The organism is Geodermatophilus bullaregiensis, assembly GCF_016907675.1.
GTDB classification, from domain to species: domain Bacteria; phylum Actinomycetota; class Actinomycetes; order Mycobacteriales; family Geodermatophilaceae; genus Geodermatophilus; species Geodermatophilus bullaregiensis.
The window spans coordinates 1,648,656-1,662,800 of sequence record NZ_JAFBCJ010000001.1 but is presented as its reverse complement, the minus strand read 5'-3'; the positions used below and the strand labels follow the sequence as shown (position 1 = coordinate 1,662,800).

Genomic DNA, 14,145 nt, shown 5'->3' with positions numbered 1-14,145 from the left:
TGCCCGGCCCGACCGGAGCCCCTGCCCGATCGATCGGTCCCACACGGCACCACCCCCTCCGCACCACCCCACGCAGGAACACTCGAACGAGAACGCAGAGCCAGACCGCACAGCCAGACCCGCGGTCGCCCCACCCGCGACGGCGCACCCCGGTGCACCGCCGCACCCGCAACTGAAGGAGACCGCTCGTGGCCATGCGGCCCCCCGTGTCCGTGCCGACGCTGTCGCGGCGCGCGAAGGTGGTCATCGGGTCCATCGCCGTGCTGCTGGTGCTGTTCACGGCCATCGGGACGTTGACCAACGTCTACGTCGACTACCTGTGGTTCGACGAGACCGGCTACACCGAGGTCTTCTGGACCGAGCTCCAGACCCGCGCGCTGCTGTTCGCGGTGGCCGGTGTGGCCACCGGCGGACTCACCGCGCTGGCGATCCACCTCGCGTACCGGTTCCGCCCGGCGTTCCGGCCGATGTCGCTGGAACAGCAGAACCTCGAGCGCTACCGCCAGTCGCTCGAGCCCCGGCGCACCCTGGTCCTGACCGCCGTCGCCGTCGTCGTCGGCCTGTTCGCCGGCTTCACCGCGCAGGGCAGCTGGGAGACCTGGCTGACCTTCCGCAACGCCGTGCCCTTCGGCCAGGTCGATCCGCAGTTCGGCCTGGACCTGTCCTTCTTCGTCTTCGAGTACCCCTTCTACCGGCTGCTGGTCAGCTTCGGCTTCGCGATCGTGCTGCTGTCGCTGATCGGCTCGCTGCTCACCCACTACGTCTTCGGCGGGCTGCGGCTGCAGACGCCGGGGCAGAAGCTCACCGGCGCGGCCATGGTGCAGCTGTCGGTGCTGCTGGGCCTGTTCGTGGCGCTCAAGGCGGTCGCCTACTGGCTCGACCGGTACAGCCTGGTCTACTCCGACCGCGGCGGGCTGTTCAGCGGCGCCAGCTACACCGACGTCAACGCGCTGCTGCCGGCCAAGACGATCCTGGTGTTCGCCGCCGCGTTCTGCGCGGTCGCGTTCTTCGCCAACGTCGTCGTCCGCAACTTCCGGCTGCCCGCCGCGGCCCTGGTGCTCCTGCTGCTCTCGAGCCTGGTGATCGGCGTGGCGTACCCGGCGATCGTGCAGCAGTTCGTCGTCCGCCCGAGCGCCGACCAGCGCGAGGCGGCCTACATCGAGCGGGCGATCACCTCTACCCGGGCGGCCTACGGGCTGACCGACGTCGACTACGTCGACTTCGCCCAGCAGACCACCGGCGACGACGTCGACACCGACGCCGCGCTGGCCGAGCTGCGGGCCGACGACGCGACGATCCCGAACGCCCGTCTGCTCGACCCCAACGTGCTGGCCGGGACCTTCACCGCCCGCCAGCAGATCCGCAACGTCTACGGCTTCCCGGAGAAGCTCGACATCGACCGCTACACGATCAACGGGGAGACCCGCGACTACGTCGTCGCCGTCCGGGAGCTCGACAGCGGCAGCCTGTCCGAGAACCAGGACACCTGGATCAACCGGCACACCGTCTACACGCACGGCAACGGCTTCGTCGCGGCACCGGCCAACCAGGTGGTGACCGGCCAGGAGGGCGGCGAGCCGAACTTCACCAGCCGCGACCTGCCCACGACCGGCGACATCGACGTCGACCAGGCCCGGATCTACTACGGCGAGCTGATCCAGAACGGCGGTCAGGACGTCTACTCGGTCGTGGGTGCTCCCGAGGGTGCCGAGCCGCGGGAGTTCGACCGGCCGGAGGACGGCTCCGACGGCGAGGTGAACAACACCTACGACGGCGAGGGCGGCGTCGCGATCGGCAGCTTCTTCCGCCAGCTGACCTTCGCGATCCACTACCGGGAGCGGAACTTCCTGCTCTCCGGCGCGGTCAACGACGCCTCGAAGGTGCTCTACGTCCGCGACCCGCGCCAGCGGGTGGAGAAGGCCGCGCCGTTCCTCGAGGTCGACGGCGACCCCTACCCGGCGGTGGTCGACGGCCGGGTGACCTGGATCCTCGACGGCTACACGACGTCGGACGCCTACCCCTACGCCGAGCGGATGGAGCTCGGCGAGGCGGCGGCCGATGCGCTGACCGGCACGGGTACGACCGCGCTGCCCAACGACCAGTTCAACTACATCCGCAACTCGGTCAAGGCCACCGTCGACGCCTACAGCGGCGAGGTGACCCTCTTCGAGTGGGACGAGAACGACCCGGTGCTCAAGGCGTACACGGCCGCCTTCCCGGGCGTGGTCGAGCCGCGTGAGGCCATGAGCGAGGAGCTCGTCAGCCACGTCCGGTACCCCGAGGACCTGTTCAAGCTGCAGCGGGACATCCTGACCCGCTACCACGTGAGCAACCCGACGGACTTCTACAACCAGAACGACCGCTGGGCGGTGCCGGCCGACCCGACGGTCGACACCGAGGAGGCGCAGCCGCCGTACTACATCCTGGCCGCTCGGGCCGAGGAGGACGGTGGCCCGACGTTCCAGCTGACCAGCGCGCTCAACGCCTTCCGCCGGCAGAACCTGTCGGCCTTCATCTCCGCGTCCAGCGACCCGGACACCTACGGCTCGATCCAGGTGCTGCGGCTGCCGGGCAACACGCCCTTCCGCGGACCGCAGCAGGTGCAGCAGTCGTTCAACACCAACGACGAGGTCGCGCGTGACCTGACGCTGTTCAACAGCCGGGACTCGCAGGCGGTGTTCGGCAACCTGCTGACCCTGCCGCTCGGCGGCAACGGCCTGCTCTACGTCCAGCCGCTGTACGTGGAGGGGACGGGGGAGAACTCCTTCCCGCTGCTGCGCAAGGTGCTGGTCAACTACGGCGGGCGGGTCGGCTACGCCGACACCCTCTCCGACGCCCTCGACCAGGTCTTCGGGGCCGGGGCGGGCGAGGCGGCCACCGACAGCGGCGACACCGGGACGACGCCGGACACCGAGGAACCGACGCCACCGACCGAGCCGACCACACCGGCCGAGCCGACGACCCCACCGGCGGACGGCGGGACGCCCGCGCCGGGGCTGGACGCCGCGGTGGCCGAGCTCGACGCGGCGCTGCAGGCCCTGTCCGACGCCCAGCGCAGCGGTGACTTCGCCGCCCAGGGCGCCGCGCTCGCCCGGCTGCAGGCCGCCGTCGAGGCGTACGAGGCCGCCCAGGCGGGTGGGGCGGCGCCCCCGACCGGCTGACGCCCGGGAGCGGGGGTGCGTCCCGGACGCACCCCCGCCCCCCGCCCCGGCGTGGGGCGGGGTAGGGTGGTCTCACCGACGCGGGGTGGAGCAGCTCGGTAGCTCGCTGGGCTCATAACCCAGAGGTCGCAGGTTCGAATCCTGCCCCCGCTACCACGGACGAGGGCCGGCGCTGGTGCGCCGGCCCTCGTCGCGTTCTCCCGCTCCTCGTACGAGGAGCCGCCCTCCCGGCGCGATCGACGTGACCCTGCTGACACGGCACCAGGGACGCCCGCTACGGTAATCCCCATGTCTCTGGTCGGGATTGTGCGGTTTGCGCTCGTGGAGCGCCGCCACGTCGACCTGCTGCGGTGCGCCAGCGCGCTCTGTACGGCCTGACGTCCGTCCAGCCCGCCATCCCCCAGCAACGCCCGGAGACCTCCCGTGACCCTGCTCGCAGCACCCACGACCGCCCCTGCCCCCGCCCTCGCGCCCGCTCGCGGCGTCCTCGACATCGAGCGGCTCGAGCCCCGCTTCGGCGCCCGCGTCCACGGCGTCGACCTCGCCCGCGTCACCGACGACCAGGTCCGCGCCATCCGCACCGCGCTCGCCGAGCACAAGGTGCTGTTCTTCTCCGGCCAGCACGACCTGCACCCCGACAGCCAGGTCGCGCTCGGCCGGCGGCTGGGCGAGGTGACCGAGTCGCACCCGGTGGTGCCGGGCGTCGACGAGGAGCACCCGGAGATCTACGCCCTCGACAGCGCCCAGGGCGGCTTCGCCGACGTCTGGCACACCGACGTCACCTTCGTCCGCCGCCCGCCGCTGGGCTCGGTCCTGCGGGCGGTCGTCCTGCCGCCCACCGGTGGCGACACCCAGTGGGCCGACCTCCAGCTCGCCTACGAGTCGCTCAGCGAGCCGGTGCGGCGCCTGGCCGACCAGCTGGTCGCGGTGCACGACGGCACGCGGGAGTTCGGCTACTACCTCGCCCAGCGCGAGGCGCGGACGAAGTGGGAGAGCGAGCAGTTCCAGGCGTTCGTCCCCGTCGAGCACCCGGTCGTGCGGGTGCACCCGGAGACCGGCCGCAAGGGTCTGTTCGTCAACCCCGGCTTCGTCTCCCACATCGCGGGCGTCTCCGACGCCGAGAGCCGGTACCTGCTCGACCTCTTCTACGCCCACATCACCAAGCCGGAGCACGTCGTGCGGCACCGGTGGTCGGTCGGCGACGTCGTCATGTGGGACAACCGCTCGACCGTGCACTACGCCAACCGCGACTACGGCGACCAGCGGCGGGTCATGCACCGCATCACGCTCCGGGGTGACGAGCCGATCGGTCCGACTGGCGCCTGACCACCTAGGTGGACGACGCTCGTACCGAGAACTGACCGCACGGCGAGGCGCAGGTCCCTCCGAGGGGACCTGCGCCTCGTCGCACGACCACCTCCGCCGGCGTGCCCACCCGGCGCCTCCACGAGAGAAGACCCCATGCTGCGCACCTCGATCCGTCCCCGAGCGTCCGCGGTGGCGCTGGCCGCCCTCCTCGCCGCGACCGCCACCGGGTGCAGCGCCGAGGAGGGTGCCGGTGGTGGGGAGGGGATCACCGTCCAGGCCGCCCAGTACAGCTGGACGGCCGCCGGCCTGACCAACGCCATCCTCGGCGAGATCGCCGCCGACAACCCCGATCTGGGCGTGACGTCCCTGCAGACCACGCAGCTGGACCCCGCCGCGGCGTGGGCCGGTGCGCAGCGCGGGGACATCGACCTGCTGACCGAGGTGGCCCTGCCCAACCAGCAGGAGCTCGCCGACAGCGCCGCCGAGCAGGTCGAGATCGTCTCGCAGACCTACGGCGACGCCGCGCAGGGCTGGTTCGTGCCCGCCTACGCCGTCGAGCCCGGCGGCCCGCTCGAGGGGCTGACCAGCGTCACGCAGCTCAACGACTACGCCGAGCAGCTGGGCAACAAGTTCTACGACGCCGACCCCGGATACATCACCACCGAGCAGAACGCCAAGCGGCTCGCGGGGTACGGCATCACGCTCGAGCACGTCGTCTCCAGCGAGGCGGCCGAGCTGGCGCAGCTGGAGAACTCCTACAGCCGCGAGGAGCCGATCGTGCTGTACCTCTACCACCCGCACGCGGTCTTCGCGCAGTACGAGATGGTCCAGCTCGAGGAGCCCACGCCCTACACCGAGGGCTGCCTGACCACCGGCGACGGCGCGTGCGCGATGCCCTCCTACAGCGCGAACATCGCCGCGAGCACGGAGCTGCAGGAGCAGGCGCCCGGGTTCGCCGACCTGCTGGTCGACCTGCGCATCTCCGTCGAGGAGATGGAGCGGATGCAGAAGCAGGTCGACGTCGACGGCGAGGAGGTCGCCGACGTCGCGCGGCAGTGGGTCGACGACCACGCCGACCAGATCGACGAGTGGGTCGGCTGACGTGGCGCCGGTGCTGCGCGCGACCGGGCTGACGAAGGTCTTCGGGGCGCGCGAGCAGGAGGCGCTGCGGCTGGCCGGGGAGGGCATCGGGCGCGACGAGATCCTGCAGCGGACCGGGAGCACGCTCGCCGTCCACGACGTCGGCTTCAGCGTCGAGCGCGGGGAGCTGTTCGTCATCATGGGACTGTCCGGGTCGGGGAAGTCGACCCTCGTCCGCCTGCTCAACCGGCTCATCGAGCCCAGTGCCGGCACGGTCGAGGTCGACGGCCAGGACCTGCGGGCGCTCGGTGACGCCGACCTGCGGGCGCTGCGCAACGACAAGGTCAGCATGGTGTTCCAGCACTTCGCGCTGCTCCCGCACCGGACCGTGCGGGAGAACGCGGCCTACGCGCTCAAGGTCCGCGGGGTCGCCGCTGCCGAGCAGCGGGAGCGGGCCGACTGGGCGCTGCGCACGGTGGGGCTGCTGGACCGGGCCGACGCCCGGCCCGACGAGCTCTCCGGTGGCATGCAGCAGCGCGTGGGCCTGGCCCGCGCGCTGGCCGCCGACTCCGACGTCCTGCTCATGGACGAGCCGTTCTCCGCGCTGGACCCGCTGATCCGGCGCGACATGCAGGACCTGCTGGTGCGGCTGCAGACCGAGCTGCGCAAGACCATCGTCTTCATCACGCACGACCTCAACGAGGCCATGCGGCTGGGTGACCGCATCCTGATGCTCAAGGACGGGCGGACCGTGCAGCTGGGCACCGGGCCGGAGATCATCTCCGCGCCGGCCGACGACTACGTCGCCGACTTCACCTCCGACGTGGACCGGACCCGTGTGCTCACCGCGGGTGACCTGCTGCGCGAGCCGCGGATGACCGCCCGGCTCGGCCAGTCCACGGGGGAGGTGCTGCGCACCCTCGGTGCCGCGGAGGCCAACGGGGTGTACGTGCTCGACGGCGACCGGCGGGTCGCGGGGGTGGCGCGCGACGACCTGCTGGCCCGCGCGCTGCAGGAGGGCCGGACGGCCGTCGGCCCGCGGGAGCTGGTCGCCGACTACGCCACGATCGCCCCGGACCGCCCGCTGGTCGAGTTCGTCCACCTCGTCGGGCGCCACCCGGTGCCCCTGGGCGTCGTGGACGACGACGGGCGGCTGCTGGGCGTGGTGCCACGGGCGGCCGTGCTGGACGCGCTGGCCGCCGTCCCCGCGCGACGGGAGGGCTGACGATGCCGGACATCCCCCTCGGACAGTGGGTGGCCGACCTCATCGACTGGCTGCTGGCCACGGTGCCGTGGCTGTTCGACGCCATCTCGGCGGTCATGCAGGTCCTCGTCGACGGGCTGACCGACACGCTGACCACGCCCCCGCCGGTGGTGTGGATCGTCGTCCTCGCGCTGGTCGCGCTGCTCGTCCGCGGGTGGGGGCTGGCGCTCTACACGGTGCTGGCGTTCCTGCTGGTCGTCTCGCTGGAGCTGTGGGTCGAGACGATGCAGACCCTCGCGCTGGTCCTCGTCGCGGCGGTCATCGCCACGGCGATCAGCGTGCCCATCGGGATCCTGGCCGCCCGCAACCGGGCGGTCAGCGTCGTCGTCCGGCCGGTCCTGGACTCCATGCAGACGACGCCGGTCTTCGTCTACCTCATCCCGGCCGTCTTCTTCTTCGGCGTGGGTGTCGTGCCCGGCGTCGTGGCGACCATCCTGTTCGCCATCCCGCCCGGCGTGCGGCTGACCGAGCTCGGCATCCGGCACGTCGACCGGGAGGTCGTCGAGGCCGCGCAGGCCTTCGGCGCGCGACCCGGGCAGATCCTGCGGGAGGTCCAGCTGCCGCTGGCGCTGCCGTCGATCATGGCCGGCGTCAACCAGGTCATCATGCTGGCGCTGTCGATGGTGGTCACGGCCGGACTGCTCGGCGCCGCCGGCCTCGGCGCGGTGGTGGTGCGGGCGGTGACCCAGCTCGACGTCGCGTCCGGCTTCGAGGGCGGTCTGGCCGTCGTCCTGCTCGCCATCTTCCTCGACCGGCTGACGGCGGCCTTCGGCCAGCGGACGGCGCTGTCGCGGTTGCTGCGGGCCAGGACGCGGCGCCCGTCCGGCGGGGCCGCGGAGCCGGCGACCCCGCGGCCGGAGGAGCCCGCGGCGGCCGGCGCGCGGTCACCCGCCTGACGGCGGGCTCCACCGGCCGCCGCGGCACGACCCCGCGGGGACGTGTACAGTCGGTCCTACCGACGCGGGGTGGAGCAGCTCGGTAGCTCGCTGGGCTCATAACCCAGAGGTCACAGGTTCGAATCCTGTCCCCGCTACTGGCACGAGGGCCCCGGAGCTGCTGCTCCGGGGCCCTCGTCGTGTCCGGAACACCTCCGCCGGTCGCCCGGTTGGCGAAGGGCATGGAACCCACCGTGCACGACGCCCCCGACGCCGAGCGCTACGAGATCCGCGACGGCGACCGCCTGCTGGGCCTGGCCGCCTACCAGCGCCACGGCGAGCAGGTGGTCTTCACCCACACCGAGATCGACCCCGACGCCGAGGGATCGGGCTTGGGCGGCACGCTCGTGCGGGGTGCGCTGGACGACGTCCGGGAGAAGGGCGGCCGGGTCGTGCCCCGCTGTTCGTTCGTGCGCGGTTGGATCGAGCGCCACCCGGAGTACGGCGACCTGGTCGCCCACGACTCCTGACGGGCGGGCCCCCGCGCCGGCTGAGAAGCTGGAGCGCGTGCGTGTCCTCCTGGCCGGCTGGTTCAGCTTCGACGAGGTGATCGCCACCGTCGGCGACGAGCTGGGCGGGGACACCGTCGGCCGGTGGCTGACCGAGCTCGGGGTGCCCTTCGACGTCGCCGTCGCGCCGTTCCTCGAGCGGGGGGTGGACTGGCGCGACGTCGACCCCGCCGACTACACCCACCTGGTCTTCGTCACCGGCCCGATCCGGGACGCACCGCTGCTGCGCGAGCTCACCGGCACCTTCGCCGGGTGTCGTCGCTGGGCGGTCAACGTGTCGGTGGTCGAGGAGGCCGGCCGGGCGCTGTTCGACGAGGTGTGGGAGCGGGACGACGAGGGGGTCACCCGCCCCGACCTCGCGCTCGAGGGCCCCGTGCAGGACGCCCCGGTGGTCGCGGTCGCCTTCACCCCGGCGCAGGGGGAGTACGGCGACCGCAGCAGCGCCGACCGGGTCCGCGAGGAGATCGAGGAGTGGCTGGCCAGCCGGCAGCTGCCCTGGTTCGAGCTCGGGATGGACCAGTACGAGAAACCCCACCCGCGCCGGCCGGCGCAGGTGGAGGCGCTGGTCGCGCGGGCCGACGTCGTGGTGAGCATGCGGCTGCACGGGCTGGTGCTCGGCCTGAGGTCCGGCCGGCCGGTGGTCGCCTGCGACCCGATCACCGGCGGGGCCAAGGTGACCCGGCAGGCCGCGGCGCTCGACTGGCCGGTGGTGCTGCCGGCGGAGGACGTCGCCGCCGGCACGCTGGACGCCGCGCTGACCCGCTGCCTGTCCGGCGAGCTGGACGGCGCGGTCGCCGGTGCCCCGTGCCCGCGGGGCCGAGGGCAACGCCCGGGCCCGGGAGTGGCTGGCGAGCCGGCTCGCGGACTGACCCGGACCACACGGCGGGCTGTGTTGCCCGTCACGCCGCGCGGTCTCTAGCGTGGCCTGACCGCTCCACGCCGAGGAGGCCCGCTGTGACCGTCAGCCCCCAGGACGTCGACCTCGCGACCGTCGACCTCTCCGACCGGGACTGGTGGACGACGCCGCCGGCGTACCGGCACGCCGCGTTCGACCGGCTGCGGCGCGAGCAGCCCCTCGCCTTCTTCGCCGAGCCCGACATCCCCGGCCTCCCGGCCGGCCCCGGCTACCACGCGGTCACCCGCTACGCCGACCTCGAGGCGATCAGCTCCCAGCCGGCGGTGTTCTGCTCCGGCAGGGGCGCGGTGTCGATGCAGGACGTCCCGGCCGAGCTCCACGAGTTCTTCGGGTCGCTGATCAGCATGGACGACCCGCGGCACGCCAAGATCCGCCGGATCGTGTCGAAGACGTTCACGCCGCGGATGCTGGAGCGGACGCTGGACTCGGTGCGCGCGATCGTCGACGACGTCCTGGCGCGGGCCCGGGCGAAGGCCGAGGCGGGCGACGGCACCATCGACGTCGTCGCCGACGTCGCCGCGCCGATCCCGCTGCGGGTCATCTGCGACATGATGGGCGTCCCCGAGGAGGACCGGCCCGGCGTGCTGGCGAACTCCAACATCGTCCTGTCGGGTGGCGACCCGGAGCTCATCGAGAACGACGACCCGCTGACCGCCTTCCTCACCGCGGGCATGGAGATGGCCGCGCTGATGGAGCGGCTGGCCGCCGAGCGGCTGAGCGACCCCCGCGACGACCTGACCACGGCGCTGGTCCGATCGGAGGTCGACGGCGAGCGGCTGACGCACCAGGAGATCGCCTCGTTCTTCATCCTGCTCCTGGTGGCCGGCAACGAGACGACCCGCAACGCGATCTCGCAGGGGCTGCTGGCGCTGTCCGAGCACCCCGACCAGTGGGCGCGGTGGGCCGCCGACCCGGGGCTGGACCGCACCGGCGTCGAGGAGGTCGTCCGGTGGGTCAGCCCGGTGACCTGGATGCGCCGCACCGCCACCCGGGACGGCGAGATCGACGGGCACCGCTTCACCGCGGGCGAGAAGTTCCTGCTCTTCTACGCCGCGGCCAACCGCGACCCCGAGGTCTTCGCCGACCCGCAGCGCTTCGACGTCAGCCGCGACCCCAACCCGCACGTCGGCTTCGGCTCGAAGGGCCCGCACTTCTGCCTGGGCGCGCACCTGGCCCGCCGCGAGCTGCAGGTCACCTTCCGTGCCATCTTCGACCAGCTGCCCGACCTCGAGGTGACCGGCCCGCCCGACCGGCTGGCGTCGTCGTTCGTCAACGGGCTCAAGCGGCTGCCGGCCCGGCTGACCGGGGACCGCTGATGCGGGTCACCGTCGACCGCGAGCGCTGCGTCGGCTCCGGGCAGTGCGAGCTGCTCGCACCCGAGGTCTTCGAGGTCGACGACGACGGCGCGGTCCGGGTGCTGCAGGAGCAGCCGGACGACGACGGCGCCGTCCGGGACGCCGTGCAGCAGTGCCCGACCGGCGCGCTGTCGGCCGAGGAGTAGCCCTCAGGCCAGCGCCTGCTCCAGGTCGGCGAGCAGGTCCTCGGCGTCCTCGATGCCCACCGAGAGCCGGACGAGGTCGCCGGGCACCTCCAGCGGCGAGCCGGCCGCGCTGGCGTGCGTCATCCGGGCCGGGTGCTCGATCAGGGACTCGACGCCGCCCAGGGACTCGGCCAGCGTGAACAGCTGCGACCGCTCGCAGGCCCGCAGTGCGGCCTCCTCGCCGCCGGCCAGCCGGAACGAGAGCATCCCGCCGAAGCCGGACATCTGCTTGGCGGCGACGTCGTGGCCCGGGTGGTCGGGCAGGCCCGGGTAGCGCACCGAGGTGACCGCGTCGTGCGCGAGCAGGAACTCGGCGACCCGGGCGGCGTTGGCCTGGTGCCGGTCCATCCGCACGCCCAGGGTCTTGATGCCGCGCAGCACGAGCCAGTCCGACAGCGGGCCGGAGACCGCGCCCATCGCGTTCTGGTGGTACGCGAGCCGCTCGGCCAGGTCGGCGTCGTCCCCGACGACCAGGGCGCCGCCGACGACGTCGGAGTGCCCGCCCAGGTACTTGGTCGTCGAGTGGACGACGACGTCGGCGCCCAGCGTCAGCGGCTGCTGCAGGTAGGGCGAGGCGAAGGTGTTGTCGACGACGAGCAGCGCCCCCGCCCCGTGCGCGACCTCGGCCACCAGCGCGATGTCGGCGACGTTGAGCAGCGGGTTGGTCGGCGTCTCGCACCAGACGACCCGGGTGCTCGGCCGGATCGCCGCCCGCAGCGCGTCGACGTCGTTGAGGTCGGCCGGCGTGTGCTCCACACCCCAGCGCGAGGCGACCCGCGAGATGAGCCGGTAGGTGCCGCCGTAGGCGTCGCCCCCGAGGACGACGTGGCTGCCGGGCTCGCAGACCGCGCGCAGCAGGGTGTCCTCGGCGGCCAGGCCGGAGGCGAACGCCAGCCCCGTGCGGCCCTGCTCGAGGGCGGCGAGCGCCTCCTGCAGCGCCGTCCGGGTGGGGTTGGCGCTGCGCGCGTACTCGTAGCCGCCGCGCAGGCCGCCGACGCCGTCCTGCTTGAACGTGGTCGCCAGGTGCAGCGGGACGACGACGTCGCCGGTGGCCGGGTCCGGGTCCTGGCCGGCGTGGATGGCGCGGGTGTTGAAGCCGGGGAGCCCCGGGGAGCCGGTCATGCGTCCACGGTAGGAGCCGACAGGGCCGACGACGTGCCGGCGAGGTGCCCCAGCACGTCCTGCCGGGTGACGACGCCGGCCGGCTTGCCCTCCTCGTGCACGAGCAGCGCGTCCGCCGTGCCCAGGGCCGACACCGCGGCGCTGACCGGCTCGCCGGAGCCGATGATCGGCAGCGGCGGCGACATGTGCCGCTCCACCCGGTCGGAGAGGCTGGCCCGACCGGCGAACAGCGCGTCGAGCAGCGTCTTCTCCTCGACCGACCCGACGACCTCCCCGGCGGTCACCGGTGGCTCGGCGCGCACCACCGGCAGCTGGCTGACGCCGTACTCGCGCAGGATGTCGATGGCGTCGCGCACCGTCTCGTTGGGGTGGGTGTGCACGAGCTCCGGCGTCGCCCCGCCCTTCTCCGCGAGCAGCTCGCCGACGGTGCCCTGCGTGGCCTGCTCCAGGAAGCCGTAGTCGGCCATCCAGTCGTCGTTGTAGATCTTGCCGAGGTAGCCGCGGCCGCCGTCGGGCAGGAGCACCACGACGACGTCGTCCCTCGTCAGCCGCTGCGCGGCGCGCAGCGCGCCGGCCACCGCCATGCCGCAGGAGCCACCGACGAGCAGGCCCTCCTCGCGGGCCAGCCGCCGGGTCATCGCGAAGGAGTCGCCGTCGGTGACGGCGACGATCTCGTCGGCGATCGAGCGGTCGTAGGCGTCGGGCCAGAAGTCCTCGCCGACGCCCTCGACCAGGTAGGGGCGGCCGGTGCCGCCGGAGTAGACCGAGCCCTCGGGGTCGACGCCGACCACGCGCACCCGCCCGCCGGAGGCCTCCTTGAGGTAGCGGCCGGTGCCGCTGATCGTGCCGCCGGTGCCGACCCCGGTGACGAAGCAGGTCACCCGCCCGTCGGTCTGCTCCCAGATCTCCGGCCCGGTGCTCTCGTAGTGCGACCGCGGGTTGGCCGGGTTGGCGTACTGGTCGGGCTTCCAGCCGCCGGGCGTCTCGCGGGCCAGCCGGTCGGAGACCGAGTAGTAGGAGCGCGGGTCGGCGGGGTCGACGGCGGTCGGGCAGACGTGCACCTCGGCGCCGTAGGCCTTGAGCACGTCGATCTTCTCCTTGCCGACCTTGTCGGGGCAGACGAAGACGCAGCGGTAGCCGCGCTGCTGGGCCACCAGCGCCAGCCCGATGCCGGTGTTGCCGCTGGTCGGCTCCACGATCGTCCCGCCCGGCCGCAGCGCGCCGCTGGCCTCGGCGGCGTCGACCATCCGGACGGCGATGCGGTCCTTCACCGAGCCGCCGGGGTTGAGGTACTCGACCTTGGCCAGCACCAGGGGCGCGTCCGGCCCGAGGTCGCGGGTCACGGACGTCAACCGGACCAGCGGGGTGTTCCCGACCAGCTCGATGACGTTCTCGACGTACTGCACGGGGAGCCCTCCTCGGCGGGCGGCCGGTCGCCGGCCCGTCGCCGCCCATCCCACCAGACCGGACCGGCGCGCGCCGGGTGTCGGGGCTCCGGGCGCCGGGCACCGCACCGGACATGACCGCGACCGTCCCCGCCGTGCCGCTCGCCGGCGGCGGCACCATGCCGCTGCTCGGGTTCGGCACCTGGCAGATGACCGGGTCCACCTGCTACGACGCCGTCCGCACGGCCCTGGACGCCGGCTACCGGCACCTCGACACCGCGACGGTGTACCGCAACGAGGCCGAGGTCGGTCGGGCGCTGCGCGACTCCGGGGTCGACCGCGCCGAGGTCTTCGTGACCACCAAGCTGCCGCCGCGTGAGGCCGGGCGGGCCGAGGCCACGCTGGCGGCGTCCCTCGACGCGCTCGGTGTCGACGCGGTCGACCTGTGGCTGGTGCACTGGCCGCCCGGCGGGGCCGGGGAGGACCTGTGGGAGCGCTTCGTCGCCGCCCGCGAGGCCGGCCGGGCCCGCGCCGTCGGCGTCAGCAACTACTCGCTGGACCAGGTCGACCGGCTGACGCAGGTGACCGGCGTGACGCCGGAGGTGAACCAGGTCAGCTGGGCGCCGTCGCGCTACGACGCCGCGGTCGAGGCCGGGCACCGCGAGCGGGGCGTCGTCCTGGAGGGCTACAGCCCGTTCAGGAACACCGACCTGCACGACCCGGTGCTGCGCGAGGTCGCCGACGCGCACGGCGTCACCCCGGCGCAGGTGGTGCTGCGCTGGCACGTCGAGCACGACGTCGTCGTCATCCCCAAGTCGGCCACCCCGGAGCGGATCCGGGCCAACCTGGCCATCGGGGACCTCGCGCTGTCCGACGACGAGGTCACCCGCATCGACGGCCTGGCGCGACGCTGAGCCGCCGGCCG

General features: G+C 73.2%; 13 protein-coding genes and 2 tRNA genes. 13 read left to right on the top strand and 2 right to left on the bottom strand.

Annotated features, from left to right (window positions below):
• Window positions 1-194 precede the first annotated feature (194 nt).
• The 12 genes from JOD57_RS07735 (at window position 195) to JOD57_RS07685 (ending at window position 10,674) form a co-directional block, all read left to right on the top strand.
• Complete coding sequence (locus tag JOD57_RS07735) at window positions 195-3,161, top strand: UPF0182 family membrane protein (protein WP_239570483.1); 2,967 nt, start codon at window positions 195-197, stop codon at window positions 3,159-3,161.
• A 79-nt stretch (window positions 3,162-3,240) separates the two neighbouring features.
• Window positions 3,241-3,317: transfer RNA gene (locus JOD57_RS07730), tRNA-Met, on the top strand.
• A gap of 132 nt (window positions 3,318-3,449) precedes the next feature.
• Window positions 3,450-3,539 carry a putative leader peptide gene (locus JOD57_RS27235; protein ID WP_369202144.1) on the top strand — a complete coding sequence of 30 codons (90 nt, stop codon included), beginning with the start codon at window positions 3,450-3,452 and terminating at the stop codon, window positions 3,537-3,539.
• Window positions 3,540-3,584: 45 nt separating this feature from the next.
• On the top strand, window positions 3,585-4,487 hold the full coding sequence (locus JOD57_RS07725) for a TauD/TfdA dioxygenase family protein (RefSeq protein ID WP_204691343.1): 903 nt from the start codon (window positions 3,585-3,587) through the stop codon (window positions 4,485-4,487).
• A 135-nt stretch (window positions 4,488-4,622) separates the two neighbouring features.
• Window positions 4,623-5,570, top strand: a complete 948-nt coding sequence (locus JOD57_RS07720) for a glycine betaine ABC transporter substrate-binding protein (protein WP_204691342.1) — start codon at window positions 4,623-4,625, stop codon at window positions 5,568-5,570.
• 10 nt (window positions 5,571-5,580) lie between these two features.
• Window positions 5,581-6,774 (top strand): quaternary amine ABC transporter ATP-binding protein, encoded by a 1,194-nt coding sequence (locus tag JOD57_RS07715; protein WP_307824547.1) that lies wholly within the window; start codon window positions 5,581-5,583, stop codon window positions 6,772-6,774.
• A gap of 2 nt (window positions 6,775-6,776) precedes the next feature.
• Window positions 6,777-7,709 (top strand): ABC transporter permease, encoded by a 933-nt coding sequence (locus JOD57_RS07710; protein WP_204691340.1) that lies wholly within the window; start codon window positions 6,777-6,779, stop codon window positions 7,707-7,709.
• A 63-nt stretch (window positions 7,710-7,772) separates the two neighbouring features.
• Window positions 7,773-7,846 (top strand) — tRNA-Met (locus JOD57_RS07705).
• Between the two features lie 84 nt (window positions 7,847-7,930).
• Window positions 7,931-8,218: a GNAT family N-acetyltransferase gene (locus JOD57_RS07700; protein WP_204691339.1), complete on the top strand. Its 288-nt coding sequence runs from the start codon at window positions 7,931-7,933 to the stop codon at window positions 8,216-8,218.
• 37 nt (window positions 8,219-8,255) lie between these two features.
• Window positions 8,256-9,176 carry a polysaccharide pyruvyl transferase family protein gene (locus JOD57_RS26745; RefSeq protein ID WP_307824546.1) on the top strand — a complete coding sequence of 307 codons (921 nt, stop codon included), beginning with the start codon at window positions 8,256-8,258 and terminating at the stop codon, window positions 9,174-9,176.
• Window positions 9,177-9,211: 35 nt separating this feature from the next.
• Window positions 9,212-10,489, top strand: a complete 1,278-nt coding sequence (locus JOD57_RS26740) for a cytochrome P450 (RefSeq protein WP_204691338.1) — start codon at window positions 9,212-9,214, stop codon at window positions 10,487-10,489.
• Window positions 10,489-10,674 (top strand): ferredoxin, encoded by a 186-nt coding sequence (locus tag JOD57_RS07685; protein ID WP_204691337.1) that lies wholly within the window; start codon window positions 10,489-10,491, stop codon window positions 10,672-10,674. Before JOD57_RS26740 ends, JOD57_RS07685 begins: the two co-directional genes overlap by 1 nt.
• 3 nt (window positions 10,675-10,677) lie before the next feature.
• On the opposite strand, the gene JOD57_RS07680 is transcribed toward JOD57_RS07685, so the two are convergent.
• A complete protein-coding gene (locus tag JOD57_RS07680; RefSeq protein ID WP_204691336.1) occupies window positions 10,678-11,835 on the bottom strand; it encodes a cystathionine gamma-synthase in 1,158 nt (385 codons plus the stop codon).
• Window positions 11,832-13,241 carry a cystathionine beta-synthase gene (locus tag JOD57_RS07675; protein ID WP_204691335.1) on the bottom strand — a complete coding sequence of 470 codons (1,410 nt, stop codon included), beginning with the start codon at window positions 13,239-13,241 and terminating at the stop codon, window positions 11,832-11,834. The genes JOD57_RS07680 and JOD57_RS07675 overlap by 4 nt, the downstream gene beginning before the upstream one ends.
• Window positions 13,242-13,354: 113 nt before the next feature.
• Here JOD57_RS07675 and JOD57_RS07670 point away from each other — a divergent pair, with 113 nt between their 5' ends.
• A complete protein-coding gene (locus JOD57_RS07670; RefSeq protein ID WP_204691334.1) occupies window positions 13,355-14,134 on the top strand; it encodes an aldo/keto reductase in 780 nt (259 codons plus the stop codon).
• Window positions 14,135-14,145 lie beyond the last annotated feature (11 nt).

What these genes read in the sequence shown, in the direction of transcription:
- JOD57_RS27235 (WP_369202144.1), top strand. Translation starts at nt 3,450, where the DNA reads ATGTCTCTGGTCGGGATTGTGCGGTTTGCGCTCGTGGAGCGCCGCCAC.
- JOD57_RS07670 (WP_204691334.1), top strand. Translation starts at nt 13,355, where the DNA reads ATGACCGCGACCGTCCCCGCCGTGCCGCTCGCCGGCGGCGGCACCATG.
- JOD57_RS07735 (WP_239570483.1), top strand. Translation starts at nt 195, where the DNA reads ATGCGGCCCCCCGTGTCCGTGCCGACGCTGTCGCGGCGCGCGAAGGTG.
- JOD57_RS07685 (WP_204691337.1), top strand. Translation starts at nt 10,489, where the DNA reads ATGCGGGTCACCGTCGACCGCGAGCGCTGCGTCGGCTCCGGGCAGTGC.
- JOD57_RS07710 (WP_204691340.1), top strand. Translation starts at nt 6,777, where the DNA reads ATGCCGGACATCCCCCTCGGACAGTGGGTGGCCGACCTCATCGACTGG.
- JOD57_RS07700 (WP_204691339.1), top strand. Translation starts at nt 7,931, where the DNA reads ATGGAACCCACCGTGCACGACGCCCCCGACGCCGAGCGCTACGAGATC.
- JOD57_RS07720 (WP_204691342.1), top strand. Translation starts at nt 4,623, where the DNA reads ATGCTGCGCACCTCGATCCGTCCCCGAGCGTCCGCGGTGGCGCTGGCC.
- JOD57_RS07680 (WP_204691336.1), bottom strand. Translation starts at nt 11,835, where the DNA reads ATGACCGGCTCCCCGGGGCTCCCCGGCTTCAACACCCGCGCCATCCAC.